Below are 24790 nucleotides of genomic sequence, written 5' to 3'. Positions count from 1 at the left end.
AAGTAGAACCTCAAAATTTTAATGAGGTTCTACTTTTTACTTATTTGATAGTATAAAAGTTGTATCTAGTTTTAGTGTTTAGCTCCAGGTGCGCCCCTAGCTTTTCTTGCTAAGTAATTATTCTACGTGCATGTAAATGGGTGTTGTGCGCAACTCAGATTGTGCTCTTGATGACTTTTTTTCGTGTTTATGGTTGAATGTGAGAACATATAAATAAGGTAAGAATAGTAGAATCATTTGTTATGGTAAATAAGTACATAAAAACCAAAGTAGGGCTAAACTTCGTGCTAGTAATTAAATTAGTTTAATTGTTTTGAAGTTAGATATAATAAAATCATTATAAGATATATAGTTTTTTAATTTGAAAAAGGAGGTATTAGGAAATGGAAAATGAAGAAATTAAGCAAAGGGCAAAAAGTGTGTTTTGGTTAGAGTGCGGAAGAATATGTTACAAGTGAGATTCATGCAAAGGGTGATGACCTTTCCTTATCAGTTCAGTGGCTGCAACCTCAGTCAGATTGTATATTCTTGGATATTGCAACGGGTGGTGGACATGTTACGAAAACAATAGCCCCACATGTTTCGGCTGTATTCGCAACGGATTTAACAGAGAAAATGTTAGCAAACACGGCCCGTCACTTGAAAAAGGATTATAGAAGTATTTGGCACGTAATTGCTGATGCGGAAGCATTGCCCTTTTTAGAAGATACATTTGATTTGATTACTTGCTGTATAACTCCACATCATTTCACAATTCCTAAAGAGTTTATTATAGAGGTAGCGAGAGTATTAAAACCTGGTGGAAAGTTTTTACTTATAGATAATGTCGCTCCAGGAGAGGGTAGCTTAGACGAATTTATGAATACTGTGGAAAGGTTAAGAGATGATAGTCATGTTCGATGTCTTTCAGTTAATGAGTGGCAAAAATTATTTGATTTATATGGCTTACAAGTAATTCAATCATTAAACCGTAAAAAGACCTTTCAATTTCCTTGGGTGGCAAGAACGACTATTAGCCAGGAACAAATTGATAGAGTTAAACAATATATGTTTGCTGCAAGTGTGGATACCCAAAAATATTTTTCAGTAGTTATCAATAACAATCGAATCCAGTCTCACGAGATTGATGAGTGGATGGTACTCTGTGAGAAATCGAATAAATTATAATAAAAGGAAATGTAATGGTGTCAGGTTTGATACTATTGCTTTTTTTATTTAAAAGGTAAAAAAGTATAAAATTTTTACCTTGTTTTTGTGTCTACATCTAGGCTCCATAGGCTCGAGGTCATAAGCCAATCCGTCCGGAAGGTTAAAGAACCACCTTCAAGCCGTCTCGTCTTATGCTTGTCGCCGATAGGCGGGCGCCCTGAGTTTTTCTTATTAATAAGTTGTTTTATGTTGTTATGTTATGAAATCTAAAATAAAACCAATTTATTTTAATATTTTCCTGATAAATTGGTTGTAATTGGTTGAAACGTGTTATATCATTATTTAAAATAGTCAGAAGATATAATAAATGGAGATGTGTTTCATGGAGGCTAGTAGTCTAGTAAACGTTGTTAGAGGAAACCATATAGAAAGTATACATAAAGGACATATAGCAGTTGTAGATGCAAAAGGAACGCTTCTCTATGGTGTAGGGAATCCGAATGCAAAAGTATATGCTCGTTCGTCAATGAAACCAATTCAGGCCATTCCGGTTGTTGAGACAGGTGCTGCTGATTATTACGAATTCAGTGCTGCTGATCTATCACTTTGTTGCGCTTCCCATAATGGAGAGGTAATGCACACTGATCGGGTTCTATCCATTTTAAAAAGAGTTGAGTTAGCTGATACTGCGTTACAATGCGGAACTCACATTCCAAGATGGCAGGATACATATAAGCAATTGATATTGGCAGGGCAAGAGGTAACTCCTCTATACAACAACTGTTCAGGTAAGCATACAGGAATGCTAGCTACAGCCAAATATATGAACGAACCAATCGAAACTTATTATGCACTAAATCACCCTGTTCAGCAAAGAATCTTAAAATCAGTAAGTGAGATTTGTGAATTTCCTTCTGATGAAATAGAAATTGGAATCGATGGTTGTGGGGTACCTGTTCATGGGCTACCTTTACAATCGCTAGCCTATGGTTATGCAAGAATGGCAAGTTCTGAAAAACTCGGTGAAACGAGAGGGAAAGCAGTGAAACGAATTACAAATGCAATGACGAGCGCTCCTGAGATGGTGGGAGGTACGAATCGTTTCTGTACGGACTTTATGAAAGTAGGCAAAGGTAGGTTTTTCGCCAAGGCAGGAGCTGAAGCTGTTTATTGCATTGGTGATAATGAAACTGGTATAGGGGTTGCCATTAAGATAGAAGATGGAAATGGAAGAGCCATGTATCCTGTGGCGGTAGAAGTACTGCATCAGCTCAAGTTAATAGATCAAGTTCAAACAAAAGAGTTAATGGATTACTATCACCCTAAACTACGAAATGCAAGAAATGAAGTAATCGGCGAACTAGTAGCAAATTTCAGGTTGTAAGGTGCAGTGCACTTTATATATATTTTTCTAATCAAAGAGGGGGAAAAAATGTGAAAAAGAAGTATCTATATTCAGTGTTTGCAGTGTTTATGATGTTTAGTTTATTGTTAATTGGCTGTTCAAACAACACCGCAACTAATAACGACAGCACAGAGAAGCCTAAAGATTCAGAACCTAAAGAGCAAGAAGTAGTCGAAAAGAAAAATAAGGATATTATTATCGCAGTTGCTGATAACTTTATTAGTATGGACCCACATGACACAAACGATACGTTGTCCTACTCTGCACAAAAAACAATGCTAGAAGGTCTAGTTGGTTTTGATAAGGATATGAATGTTATACCAGTCCTTGCTGAAAAATTTGAGAGTAATGATGAAGCAACTGAATTCACATTTACTCTTCGTCAAGGTGTTTCATTCCATGATGGCGAGCCTTTCAATGCTGAAGCAGTAAAAGTAAATGTTGATAGACTTGCTAATCCGGATAATAACTTAAAAAGACACAGTTTATTTGCAATTGTAAAGGAGACTCAAGTGGTTAATGAATATACGGTGAAGGTTGTTCTAAGTGAACCGTTTGGAGCGATGATTAATAACTTTGCACATCCAGCTGCAATGATGATTAGTCCAAAGGCATTAGAAACGTACGGTAAAGAGGTATCTCAAAACCCAGTGGGTACTGGTCAGTATATTTTTGACGAATGGGTACCTGGAGATTATTTAAAAGTAAAGAAAAATGAGAACTATTGGAAATCTGAATTCCCGAAACTTGATTCAATTACTTTCAAGCCGACACCAGAAAATGGTACGCGTGTAGCAATGTTACAAACTGGTGAAGCGGACTTTATTTATCCTGTACCATCAGAACAAGCTGAAAGTATAAATGGTAAAGATGGAATTGTTGTAGAAAATGCACCTTCAATTATTGTTCGCTATTTAGCAATGAACACATTGAAGGAACCATACAACGATGTAAGAGTTCGTCAGGCAATAAACTATGCAGTGAATAAAGATGCTTTTATTAAAGTTGTTATGAATGGATACGCAACTAAGCTAGATTCGATAATCGCTCCAAACACCCAATTTTATTCACAACAAGAGGTTTATGAGTTTAATGTAGAAAAGGCAAAAGAATTACTAAAAGAAGCCGGTTATGAAAACGGGTTTGAAGCAACTGTTTGGGGATCAAATAATTCTTCTTCTATCAAAGGAATGGAATTTTTACAACAACAACTTGCTCAAATTAATGTCAAATTGGAAGTAGTTCCAATGGAGTCAGGTACAATGTCTGAAAAGATTTGGTCAGTTGTAAATCCAGAAGATGCTGAACTTGAACTTTATTATGGAGGTTGGTCTCCATCAACTGGTGATGCTGACTGGGGAATTCGTCCACTTGTAGGTGGTAAGGATGCTTATCCACCAAAATCTTATAATACTGCATACTTTGACAATGCAGAAGTTAACAGTTTGATTTCAGCAGCGCTAGCTACTGCAGATTCAGAGAAGCGTAAAGATGCATATGAAAAGGTACAAAAACTTATCTGGGACGAAGCCCCATGGACATTCTTGTCTGTTGACGACACAATGGCAGGTAAGAAAAACTATTTAGAAGGAATTTACTTACTACCTGATGGATCGTTAAGTGTTGAAAACGTAGAAATTAAAGAATAATAAAAAAGTTGAGCGCTATAGTTGATATAGCGCTCGACTATTATTTTGGCAAGGGGTGAATCTAATGTTAAAGTATTTAGTTAAACGATTACTAGGAATTATTCCTATTTTATTTTTCGTTTCCATCTTCATTTTTTTGTTTGTACACATGATACCAGGTGATCCAGCTAGATTAGTAGCTGGTCAAGATGCAAGTTTACAAGATGTAGAGATGGTTCGAAAAGAACTAGGATTAGATAAACCATTACATACTCAATACTTTACTTTTATGTCAAATTTGCTACAAGGTGATTTAGGAACTTCATTAAAAACAAAACGACCTGTATTTGAAGAGATTGCCTCACGTTTTATGCCAACCTTTTGGTTAACTTTTTGGAGTATGGCTTGGGCGGTAGTAATTGGATTATTAATAGGGGTTATTTCGGCAACAAAGCGCAATAAATGGCAGGATTATGTGGGGATGTTCGGGGCAGTCTCGGGAATATCATTACCATCCTTCTGGTTGGGATTAATGTTGATGCAGTTATTTTCAGTTCAACTTGGTTGGTTACCTACAGGAGGTATGGATTCTTGGAAAAGTTACATTCTCCCTTCACTTACTTTAGGTGCAGGAGTAGCAGCTGTTATCGCTAGATTTTCTCGTTCATCATTGATGGATATATTAAAAGAGGATTATATTCGTACAGGAAGAGCTAAGGGATTAAATGAAAACAAAGTTGTTTGGGGACATGGACTGAAAAATGCGATGATTCCTGTTGTAACGATGACTGGTCTGCAATTTGGATTTTTATTGGGGGGGTCAATTGTCATCGAAACAGTTTTTAGCTGGCCAGGTCTTGGTCGATTGCTAATTGATTCGGTGTCATTCAGAGATTATCCAGTTATTCAGGCAGAGATGTTACTATTTGCACTAGAATTTATTCTAATAAATCTAATCGTGGATTTATTATACGGTTTTCTTAATCCACAAATACGTTTTGAGTAATTTATAGGAAAAGGAGGTACAGCACATGGCGGAAGTTCAAGCGGAACAAAATGTTAGCACCAAATTACCTGTTTCAGACCAGACTAATAAGAAAACACCACTATCTGAGTTTTGGAAGAAATTTAAAAAACAGAGATTAGCAATGGTTTCTGGTGTATTTATTTTGCTTTTATTTATAGTAGCCGTTACAGGCCCTTTTATTGCACCGTATTCTTCAGAAGAGCCTGATTATGATCATGTTCTAGAAGGTCCTTCTTTTGAACATTTGGCAGGAACGGATGCGTACGGACGTGATATTTTTAGTCGCATCTTAGAAGGAACGAAAATATCGTTATTTGTCGGTTTGGTTTCTGTCTTTTTGGGAGCGGTATGTGGGACTTTTCTTGGATTAATTAGTGGTTATTACGGTAAATGGTTAGATAGTATTATAATGCGCTTTTGTGATATTTTATTTGCCTTTCCTGGGATACTGCTAGCTATTGGAATCATTGCGATATTAGGGCCAGGCCTTGAAAATGTAGTAATTGCAATAGCTATATTCAGTGTTCCAATTTTTGCTAGGATTGTTCGTAGTAGTACATTATCAGTTAAGTCTACAGTTTATGTAGAAGCAACCAAATCAATAGGTGCGAAGCATCGACGCATTATTTGGAAACATATTTTTCCAGGAACTGTTTCAAGTATTATCGTTTATTTTACAATGCGAATCGGTTCGGCAATTTTAATTGCCGCTAGTCTTAGTTTCCTGGGGTTAGGGGCACAGCCTCCGACACCTGAATGGGGTGCGATGCTTAGTAGTGGACGGGACTACTTAAATACAGCTCCACACGTTACGTTTTTCCCAGGCATGGCAATTTTTGTAACTGTATTGGCTTTCAATCTCCTTGGTGATGGTTTACGTGATGCACTAGATCCGAAAATAAAAGATTAGATGATTCATAGAAGGGAGAGTTTTTTTATGAAAGAACCATTATTAGTTGTAAAAGAGTTACAAACACATTTCTATGGCGATAGTGGAGTTGTTAAGGCTGTTGACGGTGTAACGATTTCTGTTAACAAAGGAGAAACAGTCGGTGTTGTTGGTGAATCAGGTTGCGGCAAAAGTGTTACGTCACTATCAGTGATGCGCCTTTTAAAGGATACACCAGGTAAAATAGTAGGTGGATCAATAGAATTTGAAGGGGAAAATCTTTTAACTAAAACTGAGAGGGAAATGCGTAAGATTAGAGGAAATGAGATTGCGATGATATTTCAGGAACCAATGACATCGCTAAACCCAGTCTATAAAATTGGTAAGCAATTAGAGGAAGCGATAGTCCTCCATATGAAATATGATAATAAGCAAGCTCGAGAGCATTCCGTTAAAATGTTGCAACTAGTAGGGATACCCAGAGCTGATGAGATTGTAAATGAATATCCATACCAACTTTCTGGTGGGATGAGACAACGAGTCATGATAGCGATGGCCATGGCTTGTAAGCCAAAATTGTTAATTGCTGATGAACCGACAACAGCATTAGACGTAACGATTCAAGCTCAAATCCTAGATTTAATGAGAAATCTCCGAGAAGAAAGTGATACTTCAATTATGTTAATTACACATGATTTAGGAGTTGTAGCCGAAATGTGTGACAGAGTTGTTGTCATGTATGCAGGTAAGGTGGTTGAGGAAACAGATGTATTCACAATGTTTGAAAATCCAAAACACCCCTATACAAAGGGATTGATTGGCTCTGTTCCTAAGTTAGGTCAAAAGGCAGACAGGTTAGAATCAATTCCAGGCAATGTTCCTAACCCTAGTAATCTTCCAAAGGGCTGCAAATTTGCACCACGATGTTCAGAAGTTATGAATGTTTGCTTAGAAAGTGAACCAGAGTTAACTAGTGTTGAACAAAGCCACACATGCAGATGTTGGTTATATAAGAATACTGAAGCATTGGAGGTTTAAAAAATGGGAACCCCATTAGTAGAAGTCAAAAATCTTAAAAAATATTTTCCTGTAACTAAAGGTTTTTTTGGTAGAAAGAAATCATTTGTTAAAGCAGTTGATGATGTTTCTTTTACAATTAAAAAAGGAGAAACGTTAGGTCTTGTTGGTGAAAGTGGCTGTGGTAAATCGACTACTGGAAGAATGCTAATGAGACTAATAGACCCTACGGAGGGTCAAATCTGGTTTGAGGGTAATGAAATTAGTAACTTAAATGATAACCAGATTCGAAATACGCGTAAGGATTTCCAAATGGTATTTCAAGATCCATACGCATCGTTAAATCCTAGAATGAAGGTTGGTGAAATAATCGCTGAGCCTCTTATTGTTCATGGAGTAGAGAAAGAAAAGCGAATTGCAAGAGTAGAAGAGTTACTTGAAGTTGTTGGGTTAAGTTCTTATCACTCTGATCGTTATCCTCATGAATTTAGTGGAGGGCAACGCCAGCGTATTGGTATTGCTCGTGCTTTAGCAGTAAACCCCAAACTAATAATTGCTGACGAACCAGTTTCAGCATTAGATGTATCTATACAATCTCAGATCTTAAATTTATTGAAAGATCTTCAAGAAGAATTTGACTTAACGTATTTATTTATTGCTCATGACCTAAGTGTTGTTGAACATATTAGTGACCGAGTAGGTGTAATGTATTTAGGGAAAATTGTTGAATTAGCAGATAAAAACTCTCTATATAATAATCCTTTACACCCTTATACAAAAGCTCTCCTATCTGCTGTTCCAGTTCCAAACCCTAGGATTAAAAGAGAGCGTATTATTTTAAAAGGAGATATCCCTAGTCCTTCTAATCCGCCAAGTGGCTGCACATTCCACACACGTTGTCCTATTGCAATGGAAAAATGCAAGAAAAGTGTTCCGGTATTAACCGAGTTAAGTGAGGGACACTATGTCTCTTGTCATTTATATAAAGTATAATTGTAATAGTTTTTTAATACTCACCTAGGGGTTGTTTCGTAATGTCCTTGAAAAAAGTACATATTATAGCCATTCAAGAACGATATTTAGATGCAATAACTAAACAAGTAAAAGAGGTTTTAGGTGATAAAATAATGATCCAACCGACTTCGCTGAAGGATCTTCACGGCGATACAGTTATTGCTGGTGATATTGTTATACTTTCTAATGAGATGATAAAAGGCCTTGTTATCCAACTCATACCAAAGGATTGTCAGTGGATTATAGGAAAACGGGATATTAATTTTGCAAATACAAAGGAATTGCTTAAATTGCCGCAGGGGAAGACAATATTGGTCGTCAATGATACGAATACCAATACCGAGGAAACAATACAATCATTACGTGAAACGGTGTTTGAGCACCATTATATTTCTTACTCTCCGGATAAAGAGATTCCTGAATCTATAGATTACATTATTACACCTGGGGAAAAACACCTATTACCAAGAGGATTTGAAAAGGTGATTGACATCGGTTCAAGATTATTGGATTTGGATACTTTTGATCAACTTCTAAATTTATTAGGACTTGAGCATTATCGTCCGCAAATGATTAAGCGCTATTTCAAATCATTAGTTTCGTTATCAATTGATAATACTGGAGAACTATCGCTCAAAACAAATAGCGTAAGAGATATACGTGATGTGGCACAATACAGATTTGATGATATAGTGGCTGTTAGTAAACCTATGCAAGAGATTGTTACTCTTGCAACTAGTTTTTCTAAGACAGAAAAGCTAATCCATATTGAAGGTGAATCTGGTACTGGAAAAAGCATGCTTGCTCAGGCTATACATAATAACTCGAATTTTTCGAGTGGGCCGTTCGTAACTATCAATTGCTCAACAAGAGATTTTTCAATGATTGAAAAAGAGTTATTCGGAACAGTTGAAAACGATGAGATCTCAATTGGGTTATTAGAGTTAGCGAAACATGGAACAATTTATATAGAGGAAATAGGCGTACTTCCTATACTTTTTCAAGGACGTATCTATCAAGCATTGCAAGAAAAAATTTTTTATCGAGTGGGAGGGCAGACCCCTATCCCTTTACGAGTAAGAGTTATTACAAGTAATACGAAGAACGTCATGGAATTAGTCAATGATGGGAAGTTTAGGCAGGATCTCTATTATTCTATGTCTATGTTTTCGTTAACTGTTCCAACGTTAGCTGAACGAAAAGAAGACTTTATCCCTTTAATAGAAGATATAAAAGCCCGTCTAAAACGGACTAATATTCACTTTACTCAGGAAGTGATGGATATCTTTTTAAACTATAATTGGGCTGGTAATGTCAAAGAATTGTATAATGTAATCACATATTTATCATTTATAGGTGAACAAATTATTAAGATTGAGTCACTTCCAATAAACTTAAGGTCGAGGCAAAAGAGTGAAGAGTTTGAATCAATCATTTCCTCTGAGACAAGGAGGAAAGAAATAATCGAAAAAATTGAAGAACATGGATTTTTGGATGAGAGTATAGAAATATTAAAAATCTATAATGATGGCAAAAAAGAACGTACATCCTTTGGGAGACTGACAATTAAAAAGTACCTTGAGGAAAAAGGAATTAATTTGACTGAACAACAACTACGGATACGGCTCGAAATTCTTCAACAACTTGGCCTCTTGATTGTTAGACAGGGAAGAGCGGGCTCAACGATATCACGTAGTGGAGAAGATTTTCTTTACTCATTAGGAACATTTTAAATGAATCGTACAACGGAGTAATATGTCAAAACTCGACAGGCCACCAGTACTTGTCGAGTTTCTTTTATTTGAAAATTTCACAAGATTCTACATACAGTTAATGTAGTTGATGAGTTATTAGGGGGATGAGAATTTTGAAATTATATATTTCCGTAGATATTGAGGGTGTTTCAGGGGTTGTTCATGGAGAACATACCGCAAGAGATGGAAGAGAACATGATAGAGCACGGTTATATATGACAGAGGAGACTAATGCTTGTATTGAATCAGCAATTGAGGCTGGAGTTGATGAAATTGTTGTAAATGATTCACATGGTACGATGAGAAATATTTTACTGGAACGTCTTCATCCGGAAGCTGAACTTATTTCTGGGTCACCAAAAAAGCTTGCGATGGTAGAAGGGATAGATGCGAGTTTTGATGCTGCCATTTTCTTAGGTTATCATACTCGAAATGGTACAAATGGGATTTTAAATCATACTTTTAATGGTAGAGTAGTAAGAAATATTATTATTAATGGGAAAGAATATGGGGAATTTGGTCTGAATGCTGCGGTTGCTGGATATTATCGTGTGCCCGTGATAATGGTAAGTGGGTGTAATTTAGTGGCGGAGGAAGCAGGTAATTTAATACCCAATATTCATTCAGCAATTGTAAAAAAGACGATTAATCGCACTGTTGCTAGAAACCTTAGTCCTTTAAAAGCTCAAAATATTATTAAGCGCGAAACAATCTCCGCAATAAAAAAAAGGTTGGAAATTATACCATTTATGATTGATTCAACAGCACAGGTAGAGTTAAGTTTTTTGCACACAGGGCAAGCTGACATTGCAGAAATTCTTCCATATGTCACAAGAGTAAATCAAATAACAGTTTCATTCTGTTCAAAAAATATTATAGAGGCATATCAAATTATAAGAAGTTTGATAATAATGGCTAGCACAGCTAAGTAGGGTAAAACTAACTTTGTATAAAAGCGTTTGTTCATATAGCCCTTATCTCAGGGCAAGCCCATTTTTCTATTTCCGCTTGCAGTTTTTTGACAAATTCTATACAATACACAATATACTAATTAAAATAAGAAATGACCGTGAAAAGGAGTAGTAGTGGGCTTAGACACGTTTAGAGAGTTGACGGGTGGTGCAAGTCAATCGTTGTTGGTTCATGAACTCGCCTTTGAGTTATAAATGCGAACGAAGGCTCCCAAATGCTTTCAATGTAGTATTTATCGTGTTGTCCGCGTTAAGGATTAATGAAGTGAATGTACGTGTGTACATTAATTTGGGTGGTACCGCGGGAGATATACATATATCCTCTCGTCCCTTTTTTAGGGATGGGAGGTTTTTTTATGCAAAAAAACGTACACAATGGACAGTAGCAATCATACTGCACTTTACGTAGCAAATAGAGGAGGATAAAAAATGGGCTTCAATCATCAAGAGGTTGAAAAGAAATGGCAAAAGCATTGGGAAGGCAATAAAACGTTTAAAACAACAGAAGAAGATGGAAAAAGAAAGTTTTTTGCACTAGATATGTTTCCTTATCCATCAGGTGCTGGTCTTCACGTTGGACACCCTGAAGGATATACGGCTACAGATATTTTATCTAGAATGAAACGCATGCAAGGCTATAATGTCTTACACCCTATGGGTTGGGACGCATTCGGGTTACCTGCCGAACAGTACGCATTAGACACTGGAAATGATCCTGCTGAATTTACTAAGCAAAACATTAATACATTTCGTCGGCAAATCAAAGAACTTGGTTTTTCATATGATTGGGACCGGGAAGTAAATACGACTGATCCTGAATACTATAAATGGACTCAATGGATTTTTATCAAGCTTTATGAAAAAGGGTTAGCCTATATTGATGAAGTTGCGGTTAACTGGTGTCCTGCTTTAGGAACAGTTTTAGCAAATGAAGAAGTAATTGATGGTAAAAGTGAGCGTGGAGGACATCCTGTTGAGCGTCGTCCAATGAGACAATGGATGTTAAAAATTACAGCATATGGAGATCGCTTACTTGAAGATTTAGAAGAATTAGATTGGCCTGAAAGCTTAAAAGAAATGCAACGTAACTGGATTGGTCGATCTGAAGGTGCTCATGTAACGTTTGCTATTGATGGACATGAAGAAAACTTTACCGTATTCACAACACGCCCAGATACATTATTTGGTGCTACTTATGCAGTGCTAGCGCCAGAGCATCAATTTGTTGGAACAATTACGACAGTGCAGCAAAAAGCAGCTGTCCAAGAATACCTTGATAAAGTAAAAACGAAAAGTGATTTAGAACGTACGGATTTGGCAAAGGATAAAACGGGTGTATTCACTGGGGCTTATGCAATTAACCCAGTAAATGGTGAAAAAATGCCAATCTGGATAGCTGACTATGTATTAGCTACCTATGGAACTGGTGCAATTATGGCAGTTCCAGGTCATGATGAACGTGACCATGAATTTGCAGTGAAATTTAAGTTGCCGATTACAGAAGTTGTCGCAGGTGGAAATGTAACAAAAGAAGCATACACAGGCGATGGGGAGCACGTTAACTCGAATTTTCTTAATGGTTTAGGGAAAGAAGAAGCAATAACCAAAATGATTTCATGGTTAGAGGAAAACGGTAAAGGTGAAAAGAAGGTAACTTATCGATTACGTGACTGGTTATTCAGCCGCCAACGTTATTGGGGTGAGCCAATTCCGATTATTCACTGGGAAGATGGTAAGATGTCAGCTGTACCTGAAGACCAATTACCATTAACACTACCAAAAACAACAGAAATTCGACCATCTGGAACAGGTGAATCACCACTTGCGAATATTTCTAATTGGGTAAATGTTGTCGATGAAGCAACTGGTAAAAAAGGTCGTCGTGAGACGAATACAATGCCACAATGGGCAGGTAGCTGCTGGTATTATTTACGTTATATTGATCCAAGCAATAGTGAACAGCTTGCAGATCCTGAAAAATTAAAACGCTGGTTACCAGTCGATATATATATTGGCGGGGCAGAGCATGCAGTACTCCACTTACTATATGCTCGTTTCTGGCACAAAGTATTATACGATATTGGTGTGGTAACAACAAAAGAACCATTCCAAAAGCTATACAACCAAGGTATGATTCTTGGTGAAAACAATGAAAAAATGAGTAAATCCAAAGGGAATGTTGTAAATCCTGATGATATTATTAAAAGTCATGGTGCTGACACATTACGTTTATACGAAATGTTCATGGGTCCATTGGATGCTTCAATCGCTTGGTCTGAAAAAGGCTTAGATGGATCCCGTCGTTTCCTCGATCGGGTATGGCGCTTATTCGTAAACGACAATGGTCAGTTAACAGGGAAAATCACAGGAAATGACCAAGATAATGCACTAGAGCGTGTTTATCATCAGACTGTTAAAAAAGTTACGGAAGATTTCGAAGGCTTACGCTTTAATACCGCCATTTCACAATTAATGGTATTTATTAACGAAGCATATAAAGCTACAAAGTTACCAAAATTATATATTGAAGGTTTTGTAAAGCTTCTTTCACCAGTTGCCCCACATATTGCTGAAGAGTTATGGGAGAAGCTTGGTAATCAGGGAACGATCGCATATGCAGCATGGCCAGCTTTTGATGAAGCGAAATTAGTGGAAGCTGAAATAGAAATTGTAATCCAAGTAAATGGTAAAGTGAAAGCAAAGCTTAATGTTCCAACGGATACTTCTCGAGAAAAATTAGCTGAAATTGCTATGGCTGATATCTCAGTAAAAGAGCAAATTGAAGGGAAAACAGTTCGTAAAGTCATTGCAGTACCAGGAAAATTAGTGAACATCGTAGCAAATTAAGTGATTAACGCACAGGGCTTTTTGTAAGCTTTGTGTGTTTTTTAAAAGATAAGAAAGTATAAAAATTTGAACCTAGTTTTAGTGTCTAGTTCCGGGCGCCATCGGCTCTATGGTATAATCCAAGCCGTCCGGAAGGTAAAGAACAACCTTCCAGCCGGCTTGTCTTATGCTTGACTGCACAGGATGTGCTGATGTCGATGTTCGCCACAGGACGTGGCGGGTTTTAATCGACGCGCCGATAGGCGGGCGCCCTGCGCTTTACTTTCCTAGCATGTTGTATTTAAGTTTTGCTATAATATGACTAACATTAGCGAGAGGAAGGATTTACATGTCTGAAATTGAAATCATTACCCCAGAAGAGCTAAAACAAAAGCTTGAAAAAGGTGAAAAACTTGAAATGGTAGATGTTCGTGAAAATGAGGAAGTAGCAGTAGGAATAATTCCAGATGCAAAACACATTAAGATGGGGGAAATACCTGTAAACTTAGATTATTTTGATAAGGACAAAGAATACATATTCATTTGTCGTTCAGGTCGTCGTAGTGAGAATGTTTGTCACTATCTGAATGAACAAGGCTACAAAGTTCGTAACATGGTTGGCGGAATGCTTGAGTGGACAGGTGCAACGAAGTAGTAATTGACTATAAAAATCTGGGATACTCAATCATGAGGACACCAGATTTTTTTTAATCTGCTCAATAATTAGTATCGCCATTTTCTAACTAGGGCTGTTATTTTTGAATTGGAAAACTTTTTAATGATAATTTATATGGTATGATAAGCTAATTACTTTGTAATTTAGTTAAAATACAATGATGCCACTTATTAATCAATTGATAATATATCATATTAAATGCTAGAAAGGAGGATGAGACATTGTTCCAGGACATCACTATTAATAAATTGTTAGACATCCGGCGCGAAAAAAGGGATCTTATCCTAGTCGATGTACGATCACCATCAGAGTTTAAAGATGCCACAATTCCTGGCAGCATAAATATCCCACTGTTTAATGATGAGGAAAGAGCTGAAATTGGAACTATTTACAAACAAATTAGTGTTCAAGCGGCAAAAGAAAGAGGTCTTGAAATTGTCTCGGCAAAATTACCAAGCTTCATTAAGGAGTTTGCTAAGTTTGAGGGGCAGAAAACTGTATTCTGTTGGCGCGGAGGTATGCGTAGTAGAACAACGGCGACTGTTTTGGATTTAATTGGTATTAAGACACTGCGTCTGCATGGTGGTGTTCGTGCTTATCGAAGTTGGGTAATTGAAACGTTACAAAATATCGAGTTTAAAGCTGAAGCATACATTCTAAATGGCTACACGGGAGCTGGCAAGACTAAAGTTCTTCGAAGGCTTCTAGAGGAAGGACAACCTGTACTTGATTTTGAGGGAATGGCAAACCATAGGGGATCTATTTTTGGACAAATTGGACTTGAGCCTAACAATCAGAAAATGTTTGATGCCCTCCTTGTTGAACAACTCCTTTTTTTGCAGCAATCACCATATGTAGTTTTTGAAGCGGAGAGTAAGCGAGTTGGCAAAGTAGTACTTCCTGCCTTTTTAACCGAAAAGAAAGAACATGGTATTCAATTATTTATTGATATACCATTGGAAGAGAGGGTGCGTAATATTTTAGAGGATTATAGCCCTTGGGAACACAAACAGGAATGTATCGATGCATTTCAAATAATCAAGAATCGTATTCATACACCAATCGCTTCTCAGATTGAAAAGGACCTTAATGAAGGTGAGTTTGAATCGGCTGTTCGTTTACTGCTGGAGTACTATTATGACCCTCGGTATGACCATATGGCGATGAAATATCCAGCTGACCGAAAGATGACAGTAAAGGTACAAAATGTTGAAGATGCGGTAACGAAAGTTCAACAGATTATACAGGGCAAGTTGAACGTCTTTAAATAACTAGTATGATAAAAAACTCACCTATCTTGGTTGGGTTTTTTTAGTAACGATAGTTACAGAAGTTAGAAGAAAATTGTGTATCCCGTACTAGAGTTTACATGTTAAAGAGTGCTTTGTTTATCAATTTAGAATATAATTAGCGTTGCTACTATTACACTTTCTGGGAGTTATCATTTATGAACCAAACATATACAATGAAGGAAAAGATAAAACAAATCTTTATCTTATTGATTCCTATTCTTATCACACAGCTTGGTATGTTTTCAATGGTATTTTTCAATACTATCATGTCAGGTAAGTACAACCCCTCAGATTTAGCAGGTGTTGCGATTGGCTCTTCGATTTGGAATCCAATATTTACAGGTTTAAGCGGAATTCTACTTGCCGTATCTCCGATTGTTGCTCAGTGTTTTGGGGAAAAGAAGGAAAAGGAAATTTCATCAGTTGTTGCTAACGGAATCTATTTAGCTTTCTTTATTGGTTTACTCGTAATTGTATTAGGATATTTTTTATTAGAACCAATCTTGGATGTTATGAACCTACCTTCAAGTGTAGATAACATTGCTCATGATTACTTGGTGGGTCTTAGTTTTGGAATTATTCCACTTTTTATTTTTAACGTATTAAGGTCTTTTATATATGCGTTAGGAATAACACGGATAATTATGGTTATTTTACTTGTTTCACTTCCATTTAATTTTCTATTAAACTATGTGTTGATTTTTGGTCATTGGGGATTCAGAGAACTAGGCGGGGCAGGGGCAGGTTATGCAACCTCGATAACATATTGGATTATTGCGGGAATAACAGCATTCATTATAAAAACACAAGAACCTTTTTCAATCTATAGAGTTTTCTCGAATTTTAAGGGATTTTCAATTGAGAAGAGTAAGGAGATATTGAAAATTGGTGTTCCAATGGGGCTCTCTACTTTCTTTGAAACAAGCATGTTTGCAGTTGTGACAATATTGATCAGTAAGTTTGCAATTACGACGATTGCCGCATACCAAACTGCATTAAATGTAGTCTCTTTTCTATACATGATTCCTGTTAGTATTTCGATGGCTCTGACCGTTTTAGTAGGATTTGAGGTTGGTGCAGGACGCTATAAAGATGCAAAAGTCTACAGCTGGCTTGGGATTTATTTATCTATGTTGATTGCTCTTGTTACTGGTTTATTAGTGGTTCTTTTCCGATATGAAGTTGCAGGATTTTATTCAAATGACCCAGCTGTTATCAGCTTGACTGCACACTTCTTAATTTATGCACTGTTTTTCCAGATTTCCGATGCAATTCAGGCAACAGCTCAGGCTGCATTACGAGGTTATAAGGATGTGAACACAGCATTTGTGATGACTCTCGTTGCCTATTGGCTAATTTGTCTTCCAGTAGGCTATATTTTAGCCCAATATACCAATCTAGGTGCTCCTGGTTATTGGATAGGACTAACAGTTGGATTGCTCACAGCAGGTATCGGGCTGTCTATTAGACTTATTTTTGTCCAAAAGAAGAAATTTATCAGGATCCCTGCTAAAGAGGCAGCTGCTTTTGAATAAGTAGAGAACGAACTTGAAAACAATGGGTTAAAGTGACTGATATCCCAACTATGAATGTACATTTTTAATATAACGATAGTTTTAAGGAGATAGATGGATGAAAAAAATGCTTCAAATCGTCATTATACTAGTAATTTTTAACAGCCTATTATTCTATTTAGGGTGGAATATTTGGGAATGGCTAAAGGTTGCCTTTGGGTTTCAAAGCACTTGGATTTTTTCCCTGATCTATTTCATCATTTCATATTCATATCTTATTGCAAGGGGTGGCAAATATCTTTCGTTTTTCCGTCCAATAGGATCGATATGGTTTGGGGTTATTCAGTATGGATTAGTGATATTTCCGATCGCTAATATTTCTGTTTTCCTTCTCCATTTTTTACCGATTGCATTAGAAAATATAATTTTTTGGACTGGCATAGTAGTAATACTTTTATTATTTGTTATTTTCACATATGGAATATTTAATGCTTACAGTACGGTTGTGAGAAAGTATCAGATTACAGTTCCTAAAAAACATGGTACTAGAAATTCCCTTCGAGTCGCTGTTGCTTCTGATATGCACTTTGGGAGGTTATCAGGAGTATCTCATGTAAAGCGTTTAGTTCGGAATGTAAATGATATAAAGCCTGATATCATTCTTTTACCAGGCGATATTATTGATGATGAACTTAAGCCTTTCGTGGAAAAGCAAATGGGGCTGATAATGAGGGAATTGAAAGCTCCCCTTGGTGTTTATGGTGTTCTTGGCAACCACGAATATTATGGTGGAGATCTATTTGCATTTAGTGAAGAAATGAAAAAAAATAATATAACTATTTTGATGGACGAAGTTGTAACAATTGAGAAGACGTTTTACCTTGTAGGCAGAAATGACAAAACGGACAGAAAAAGAAAGTCTTTTAATAATCTACTTGAGGGTATAGGTAACTCGTTGCCTATTATAGCAATGGATCACCAACCATTTGAGTTAAGACAAGCTCAAGAGAACGGGGTTGACATTCTATTATCAGGACACACACATAGGGGGCAGATGGTTCCAAACCATCTTATAACTAGAAAAATGTATGAATTAGATTGGGGCTATCTAAAAAAAGAACAGCTCCATGCATTTGTATCATCAGGATTTGGATTTTGGGGTCCACCTATTCGTATAGGTAGCAGATCGGAAATATTGCAGATTGATGTTGATTTTGTTTAACTGAGAAAAATTTTCTCTATAATAACAAAGTAGGGCGTAAATTTTACAATAAAATATAAAGGGAACCGTATTGTTGATCTTGGTTCATCGTTAAACCGAATTTTTCAAATTAGAACATAGAGGAGAGAATGAATTGAAATTACAATCTAAAAAAATTATCCAAATCGTAAGTAGTGATTTTGAAGATTTGGAGTTATGGAAATAGCCCGTAAAACCACGCGGGCTTGCCCCGTGGAGTGAGTCAGGGTATCCAGTTTTACGGCTACGAGAAGAAGGTGCGACGGTCCATATTGTGGGGAAAGAAGCGGGAGAAAAATACGTGGGAAAATATGGTGTTCTAATTATTTCAGACCTAGCCTTTACTGACATTGATCCAAATGAGTATGATGCTATATTAGTGCCAGGGGGTTGGTCACCAGATCTGTTAAGAAGATCTGGTGATGTGTTGGATATGGTAAGAACAATGAATGAACAGCAAAAGCCAATAGGTCAAATCTGTCATGCGGGCTGGGTGTTGATCTCAGCTAAGATCCTTCAAGGTAAAAAAGTAACAAGCACACCCGGTATAAAAGACGACATGACAAATGCAGGAGCAATTTGGTTGGACGAAGCTGTTGTTGTTGATGGACATCTAATCTCTAGCCGTCGTCCACCTGATTTGCCCGATTATATGAGGGAATTTATTAAAGTATTAAGTAAATAAAATATAAAGAAGAAATCCTTAGACCAAAAAGTAATATTGGATTAAGGATTTTTCTCTTACTGTTCATTTGGAAATAACATTTGTATGCAAGGAAAAGAAAATCCTTGATTATTACCCATGAAAGAGTGATAATAAGATTTATTCCTTGCTTAAGGGGCAGTTAGTCCAAAATAATTAAAGGTTCACTTATATTTAAAAATTAGGAGATGTCGAAATGAAAGTTGTAAAGTTTGGTGGTACATCATTAGCTTCAGCAGAACAAATTAGGAAGGTTTTTGATATAGTTCGATCAGAACCTAGTCGAAAAGTTATCGTTGTATCAGCTCCTGGGAAACGATATCCCGAGGATATAAAGGTTACTGATTTATTAATCGCATGTGCGAACCAAATTTTACAAAATGAAAAAGCAGAAAAACTAGTCGATGCCGTTATTCAAAGATACTCTGATATAGCTACAGAGCTTAATCTTTCTGATTCTATTATAGAAAGAATTTATAGTGATTTAGTAAGTGTATTAAATAGTGACAAAAGTAATCCAACAAAGTATTTGGATGCTGTAAAGGCAAGTGGTGAGGATAATACTGCTAAATTATTGTCTGAGTATTTTCAGCAAATGGGCGAAGAAGCACACTACGTAAATCCAAAAGAAGCGGGGTTATTTGTGAGTGACGAGCCTGGAAATGCTCAAGTGTTACCAGAATCATATGATCGCTTATTTGCACTACGTGATCGTTTTGGTATAGTCATCATACCAGGATTTTTTGGTTATAGCATGAAGGGTGACATTATTACCTTTTCACGCAGTGGCTCTGATATTACTGGATCTATTTTAGCAGCGGGAGTTAAAGCAGACCTATATGAAAACTTTACGGACGTTGATGCGGTCTATTCTGTAAATCCAAGTATTATTCAACACCCAAAGGAAATTCGTGAATTGACATATCGTGAAATGCGTGAATTATCTTATGCTGGATTTTCTGTTTTTCATGAGGAAGCACTTATTCCGGCATTCCGTGCGGGCATTCCCGTAAAAATAAAAAATACTAACAACCCATCTGCACCTGGAACCAAGATAGTGAATGAAAGAGATAACCAAAATGGACCTGTCATTGGAATTGCTAGTGATAAAGGATTTTGTAGCATTTATGTCAGTAAATACTTAATGAACAGAGAAATAGGGTTTGGGCGAAAGCTGCTACACATCCTAGAAAAGTTTGGTTTGTCCTATGAGCACATTCCTTCAGGTATCGATGACTTATCAATCATACTAAGACAAAAACAGATTGATAGAGAAATGGAACAAACAATAATAGATATAATCAAACATGAGCTTCTTGCAGATGAGGTCAAATTCGAACATAACCTTGCCCTTATCATGGTGGTAGGTGAAGGAATGCGACATAATGTTGGAACAACTGCTAGAGCTGCAAAGGCATTGGCGCAAAATGGAATAAACATTGAAATGATCAATCAAGGATCCTCAGAAGTAAGTATGATGTTTGGCGTTAAAGAGATCGATGAAATACGAGCTGTTCAAGCTTTATATGAAGAGTTTTTTGTACGGGTTTTGGTTAGGTAGCTGTGGAGTATCACATTATTATTAAGTCTAATTGATTTTAATAAAAAATCTTGAATAGTCGACTGAAACAAATACTTTAGATTGACTTGATTTTTAAATATTAAATATCACTGTACTAAACAAATCCCTCTGTCACAAGGTTGGCTTCAAAAAGGAGGAAGGTTACCCTGTGACGGAGGTTATTACCTTGTTATTCGTGTTTCGAGGTACATAACGGAAAATTGACATTAGAAATGGCATACGAATCGACGTATGCCATTTTCCTTTTATATAGGGATTTATAATACCACTTATAGTAAAATAAAACCACTAATGACAAAATAAATTTAAAGGACAATGCTTGTTGGACACTCAAAATTAAGTGTCAATTGGGATGCCAATTCTTACACATTTCCATATAAATCAGAAGTCATCTCCTAAATTTAGTAACCAGTGATCGTTAAAATAAGAGGAGATTTTCCGGTTAAACTGCGTAATAAGGATTGGTTCGGGGTATATAAGCGGAGGTTTTCCGCTTAAGCAATGCAAAATGATCCATTTTGACGTTTTTTGTGGAAATAGTCGGAATCCTTCCGCCTATTTAAGCTATTTTAAGTGCTATTTCGTAATTAAGAGAAATTTCTCCGCTTATTTATTAAACCATGCTGATTCCCTCATCTCTTGGTTCTTGAGGGTTCGCTCTATATTTTTATTTATGGGTGTCAAAGAGATGTCAAATATGTTGTCAGATTGCACGCCTTTTTCATTGTAATTTATAGGACTTCCACCTCAAAACGGAACCCTTTAGCAAAAGAAACACCCGTTATTTTGAGGTTATTGTGGACTATTTAAGGTTTGGGAGAAGTGAAATTATACTTCTGCCGATTTCCATATCAAAAAGATTGGAAACTGCATCTATCCACAGACACTTCATTGCCTTTTCTAGCGATGCTGGAAATGTTGGACGATCGAAGTCTTCTTTCGAGAGGTCAACCAATATCTGAAGTTTGGAAATTCCCAGGATTTTGACGCCCAAATTAGCCATGTGACCACCACCTATATCCTCTATGTGTTTCTTGCCAATTTTCGCAGGATCAATGATTATGAGACACTTGGAGGCCTATTTTGAACATGTCAAAGACGAGATGATTAGCCGAAAGGTTATGGGATATGTTCGAGGAGCTTCTGCAGGTATTGATCACGGCAGGTAGCAGACTCTGGAACGGTCGACATCAAAGAGTTCAAAAACTCCCCAGAATATTAATTTCTAAAGGGAGCTATTTGAAGAATCATATTTAGGTAAACAATTATTTCAAAAGGATAAAGCTGCATAGGCAATTAAAATGGAATAATAGACAAGCCTTATATAACAAGGGTTTAGGCAGGATTATGAGTTAGAAAATCCTGTTTATTAAGGGTGCGAAACTCAAGTTATTTATTCTTTACCCCTTTTGTGTGATTTAAATAACATTAAAATTTGGAATTTAACGGTAGAATTAAATTTAAACTTACCTTAAGAACGGTTTGGGTAAAATTGGCGATAGATAAGGAGCATTATAATTGAAATTTCCACAATTAGAAATTGCACACATGAAACCAAGAGTACCAATTATGCAAGGAGGAATGGGGGTTAGGGTTTCTTTAAGTGGTCTAGCTTCATCCGTTGCAAATGCTGGTGGAATCGGGATTATTTCCGGAACTGGTATTCCTATTGAGGAACTAAGGTCCCATATTCGTAAGGCAAGAGAACTAACCAAAGGCATTGGATATATCGGGGTAAATGTTTTATTTGCAATGAGCGACTTTGCAGAAACGATTAAAGCTGCAATGGAAGAAAAAGTAGATTTCATTATTTCCGGAGCAGGTATATCTCGAGATATGTACAGCTGGGGGAGGCAGTATAATGTTCCTGTAATATCAATCGTTTCATCAGCTAAATTAGCCAAAATGTCACAAAGATTAGGAGCATCGGCAGTAGTAGTAGAAGGATTTGAGGCTGGAGGCCACTTAGGAACGCAGAGGCCCCTATTTGATATTTTACCCGAAGTAGTAGAAACGGTTGATATCCCTGTTATAGCTGCTGGTGGTATAATAACTGGACAAGATATAGCTAAAGCCCTAAGAATGGGAGCTTCAGGTGTCCAAATGGGTACTCGATTTGTAGCAAGTGTAGAGTGTGATGCACCAAGTGCTTTTAAACAAAAATATATTGACTGCAAAGATGGTGATACTGTTTTAGTAACGACTACAGTTGGACTTCAAGGCAGAGCAATCCGTAATAGTTTTACAGATAGAATTAGCGGAGGCGGAAAGCTGAAAATAGATCATTGCTACAATTGCCTTAAAAATTGTTCTTATCGTTTTTGTACATTAGATTCATTGGTAAAGTCTATCGATGGAGATGTGGAGAATGGATTAGTTTTTGCGGGTTCTAGAGTTCATGAAATAAATGAAATTCTACCAGTTCAAACCATTATCGATAATATAACGAAAGAGTACGGGGAAACATATAATTGTTGAAAATGATACCATTCCGATAAGACAGCTCGAAAGATAATTATTTATGTATACAAGAAGACCTTTGTAAAAATGGTGACGTTCAGATGAGGCTCCTAGATAAATTCAGGAGCTTTTTGGTTTAATTTTGTTTTCCAAAAAATACTATAAATACTCCAAACCTTTATATATCAACACTTTCGCTTCTTGCGAACTTGATACTCTACTATGAAAGAGGATAGAATAGAGAAAGAGATAAATAGATTAACTTTCAACAATAATCCTGTAATAAGAGAAGTATAATATTCTCGAGATTTAAAGGGTTTTTATCAAATTATTAGAATTTGTAAGTAATAAATTATTTGGGGTGATAAGCTTGTCATTTTCATTTATTCATGCTGCTGATATCCATCTTGACAGTCCGCTAACAGGACTGGAGCAATATGAGGGGGCGCCAGTTGATAAAATTCGTAGTGCTACACGAGATGCGTTTAAGAATTTAGTAGATACAGCTATTGAGAGACAGGTTTCATTTATCATTATTGCTGGTGATTTATATGATGGTGACTGGAAGGATTATAATACTGGCTTGTTTTTTTCAAGTCAAATGGTTCGCTTACAAAAAGAAAAGATTAAAGTATTCTTAATCCGTGGAAACCATGATGCAGCTAGTTTAATAACTAGGGAATTAAAGCTTCCTGATAATGTTATAGAGTTCTCTGTTTTGCAAGCAGAAACACATGTACTTGATGACCTAGGAATTGCGATTCATGGACAAGGCTTCGCCTCACGATCTGTTGAAGAAAACCTCGTTAACAACTACCCCAGACGTAAAGAAGGATATGTGAATATTGGTATTCTACACACAAGTGCGACCGGCCGAGAAGGGCATGAAAATTATGCACCATGTTCAATTGATGATATGAGGGAAAAAGGATATGACTATTGGGCATTAGGTCATATTCATTTACGTGAGATTCTTCATGAAAAAGAACCTGTTATTTTATTTCCTGGTAATATTCAAGGGAGACATAGTAAGGAAACAGGTGATAAGGGTTGTACTCTAGTATGTGTCTGGGATGGGGCAATCGAATCTATTACTCATCTCTCACTTGATGTCCTACGATGGGAGCTTTGTGAAGTTGATGCAAGCGAAGTGGATAGTCTTGATGAGCTAATCGATGAAGCACGAATATCGTTAGAGAGAAAACTCCAAGAAGTAAATGGCCGATTTTTGGCAGTGAGATTTCGAATTCATGGTGCAACTAGAGTACACCAGGAGCTTATCGTAGACAAAGACCATTTTATCAACAATATTAGATCAATTTCTTTAGAAGTTGGTCTAGGAGACATTTGGGTTGAAAAGGTTAAGATTGAGACTTCACGTCAGGTTAATGTCGAGGAATTAAAGGCTCAACATACACCTGTTGCTGTCATATTAGACTTTATCAAGGAGATAGCAACGGATGAGGCCACTTTAAAAGAATTACTATTAGAGTTCCAAGATATTCACCAAGCCATGCCATACGAATTGCGACACGGTGAAGATGGATATAATTTTAATGACTCTGACTTGATTAAGAAACGGTTAGATAATGTGGAGGATTTGATCCTTTATTATTTAACGAAGACGGAGGTGGAAGGATAAA

The 24790-nt window shown here is 36.7% G+C and carries 17 protein-coding genes, 2 pseudogenes and 1 other annotated feature; all 19 genes and pseudogenes read left to right on the top strand.

Annotated features, from left to right (window positions below):
- Positions 1-528 precede the first annotated feature (528 nt).
- Positions 529-1167, top strand: coding sequence for a class I SAM-dependent methyltransferase (locus PY093_RS07385; protein WP_345774231.1), 639 nt, complete (start codon positions 529-531; stop codon positions 1165-1167).
- Positions 1168-1531: 364 nt separating this feature from the next.
- A complete protein-coding gene (locus tag PY093_RS07380) occupies positions 1532-2533 on the top strand; it encodes an asparaginase (protein ID WP_275645242.1) in 1002 nt (333 codons plus the stop codon).
- Between the two features lie 50 nt (positions 2534-2583).
- Positions 2584-4203, top strand: a complete 1620-nt coding sequence (locus PY093_RS07375; RefSeq protein ID WP_275645241.1) for a glutathione ABC transporter substrate-binding protein — start codon at positions 2584-2586, stop codon at positions 4201-4203.
- A gap of 64 nt (positions 4204-4267) precedes the next feature.
- Positions 4268-5188 (top strand): glutathione ABC transporter permease GsiC, encoded by a 921-nt coding sequence (gsiC, locus tag PY093_RS07370; protein ID WP_275645240.1) that lies wholly within the window; start codon positions 4268-4270, stop codon positions 5186-5188.
- 25 nt (positions 5189-5213) lie between these two features.
- Positions 5214-6119, top strand: coding sequence for an ABC transporter permease subunit (locus tag PY093_RS07365; protein ID WP_275645239.1), 906 nt, complete (start codon positions 5214-5216; stop codon positions 6117-6119).
- Between the two features lie 27 nt (positions 6120-6146).
- Positions 6147-7136 carry an ABC transporter ATP-binding protein gene (locus tag PY093_RS07360; RefSeq protein WP_275645238.1) on the top strand — a complete coding sequence of 330 codons (990 nt, stop codon included), beginning with the start codon at positions 6147-6149 and terminating at the stop codon, positions 7134-7136.
- A 3-nt stretch (positions 7137-7139) separates the two neighbouring features.
- Positions 7140-8108, top strand: coding sequence for an ABC transporter ATP-binding protein (locus PY093_RS07355; protein WP_275645237.1), 969 nt, complete (start codon positions 7140-7142; stop codon positions 8106-8108).
- A 41-nt stretch (positions 8109-8149) separates the two neighbouring features.
- Positions 8150-9862 (top strand): sigma 54-interacting transcriptional regulator, encoded by a 1713-nt coding sequence (locus tag PY093_RS07350; RefSeq protein ID WP_275645236.1) that lies wholly within the window; start codon positions 8150-8152, stop codon positions 9860-9862.
- Between the two features lie 134 nt (positions 9863-9996).
- Positions 9997-10815 carry a M55 family metallopeptidase gene (locus tag PY093_RS07345; protein WP_275645235.1) on the top strand — a complete coding sequence of 273 codons (819 nt, stop codon included), beginning with the start codon at positions 9997-9999 and terminating at the stop codon, positions 10813-10815.
- Positions 10816-10943: 128 nt separating this feature from the next.
- Positions 10944-11189 (top strand) — a binding site (T-box leader).
- A gap of 94 nt (positions 11190-11283) precedes the next feature.
- Positions 11284-13701, top strand: a complete 2418-nt coding sequence (gene leuS / locus PY093_RS07340) for a leucine--tRNA ligase (protein ID WP_275645234.1) — start codon at positions 11284-11286, stop codon at positions 13699-13701.
- A gap of 328 nt (positions 13702-14029) precedes the next feature.
- On the top strand, positions 14030-14335 hold the full coding sequence (locus PY093_RS07335; protein ID WP_275645233.1) for a rhodanese-like domain-containing protein: 306 nt from the start codon (positions 14030-14032) through the stop codon (positions 14333-14335).
- Positions 14336-14577: 242 nt separating this feature from the next.
- The gene (gene mnmH / locus PY093_RS07330) at positions 14578-15627 is read left to right on the top strand and encodes a tRNA 2-selenouridine(34) synthase MnmH (protein ID WP_275645232.1); all 1050 of its coding nucleotides are present in this window, start codon (positions 14578-14580) and stop codon (positions 15625-15627) included.
- 176 nt (positions 15628-15803) lie between these two features.
- Positions 15804-17183, top strand: coding sequence for an MATE family efflux transporter (locus PY093_RS07325; RefSeq protein WP_275645231.1), 1380 nt, complete (start codon positions 15804-15806; stop codon positions 17181-17183).
- Between the two features lie 97 nt (positions 17184-17280).
- Entirely contained in the window at positions 17281-18384 is a 1104-nt protein-coding gene (locus PY093_RS07320; protein WP_275645230.1) for a metallophosphoesterase, read from the top strand.
- A gap of 133 nt (positions 18385-18517) precedes the next feature.
- Positions 18518-19087, top strand: a pseudogene (locus PY093_RS07315) (type 1 glutamine amidotransferase domain-containing protein).
- 214 nt (positions 19088-19301) lie between these two features.
- A complete protein-coding gene (locus tag PY093_RS07310) occupies positions 19302-20666 on the top strand; it encodes an aspartate kinase (RefSeq protein ID WP_275645229.1) in 1365 nt (454 codons plus the stop codon).
- A 788-nt stretch (positions 20667-21454) separates the two neighbouring features.
- Positions 21455-21979, top strand: a pseudogene (locus PY093_RS21405) (IS4 family transposase); the annotation flags it as partial.
- Positions 21980-22235: 256 nt separating this feature from the next.
- Positions 22236-23165: an NAD(P)H-dependent flavin oxidoreductase gene (locus PY093_RS07300; protein ID WP_481769286.1), complete on the top strand. Its 930-nt coding sequence runs from the start codon at positions 22236-22238 to the stop codon at positions 23163-23165.
- A 352-nt stretch (positions 23166-23517) separates the two neighbouring features.
- Entirely contained in the window at positions 23518-24789 is a 1272-nt protein-coding gene (locus tag PY093_RS07295) for a metallophosphoesterase family protein (protein WP_275645226.1), read from the top strand.
- Position 24790 lies beyond the last annotated feature (1 nt).

This window comes from Cytobacillus sp. S13-E01 (assembly GCF_029193815.1).
Taxonomy (GTDB): Bacteria; Bacillota; Bacilli; order Bacillales; family Bacillaceae_L; genus Bacillus_BV.
Note: the sequence above shows the minus strand (reverse complement) of the source record. Positions and strands in the feature narration are given on the sequence as shown.

Bases quoted from the DNA above. Each gene is read 5' to 3' on its own strand.
- PY093_RS07380 (WP_275645242.1), top strand. From the start codon at position 1,532: ATGGAGGCTAGTAGTCTAGTAAACGTTGTTAGAGGAAACCATATAGAA.
- gsiC (WP_275645240.1), top strand. From the start codon at position 4,268: ATGTTAAAGTATTTAGTTAAACGATTACTAGGAATTATTCCTATTTTA.
- PY093_RS07365 (WP_275645239.1), top strand. From the start codon at position 5,214: ATGGCGGAAGTTCAAGCGGAACAAAATGTTAGCACCAAATTACCTGTT.
- PY093_RS07360 (WP_275645238.1), top strand. From the start codon at position 6,147: ATGAAAGAACCATTATTAGTTGTAAAAGAGTTACAAACACATTTCTAT.
- PY093_RS07355 (WP_275645237.1), top strand. From the start codon at position 7,140: ATGGGAACCCCATTAGTAGAAGTCAAAAATCTTAAAAAATATTTTCCT.
- PY093_RS07350 (WP_275645236.1), top strand. From the start codon at position 8,150: ATGTCCTTGAAAAAAGTACATATTATAGCCATTCAAGAACGATATTTA.
- leuS (WP_275645234.1), top strand. From the start codon at position 11,284: ATGGGCTTCAATCATCAAGAGGTTGAAAAGAAATGGCAAAAGCATTGG.
- PY093_RS07335 (WP_275645233.1), top strand. From the start codon at position 14,030: ATGTCTGAAATTGAAATCATTACCCCAGAAGAGCTAAAACAAAAGCTT.
- PY093_RS07325 (WP_275645231.1), top strand. From the start codon at position 15,804: ATGAACCAAACATATACAATGAAGGAAAAGATAAAACAAATCTTTATC.
- PY093_RS07320 (WP_275645230.1), top strand. From the start codon at position 17,281: ATGAAAAAAATGCTTCAAATCGTCATTATACTAGTAATTTTTAACAGC.
- PY093_RS07310 (WP_275645229.1), top strand. From the start codon at position 19,302: ATGAAAGTTGTAAAGTTTGGTGGTACATCATTAGCTTCAGCAGAACAA.
- PY093_RS07300 (WP_481769286.1), top strand. From the start codon at position 22,236: ATGAAACCAAGAGTACCAATTATGCAAGGAGGAATGGGGGTTAGGGTT.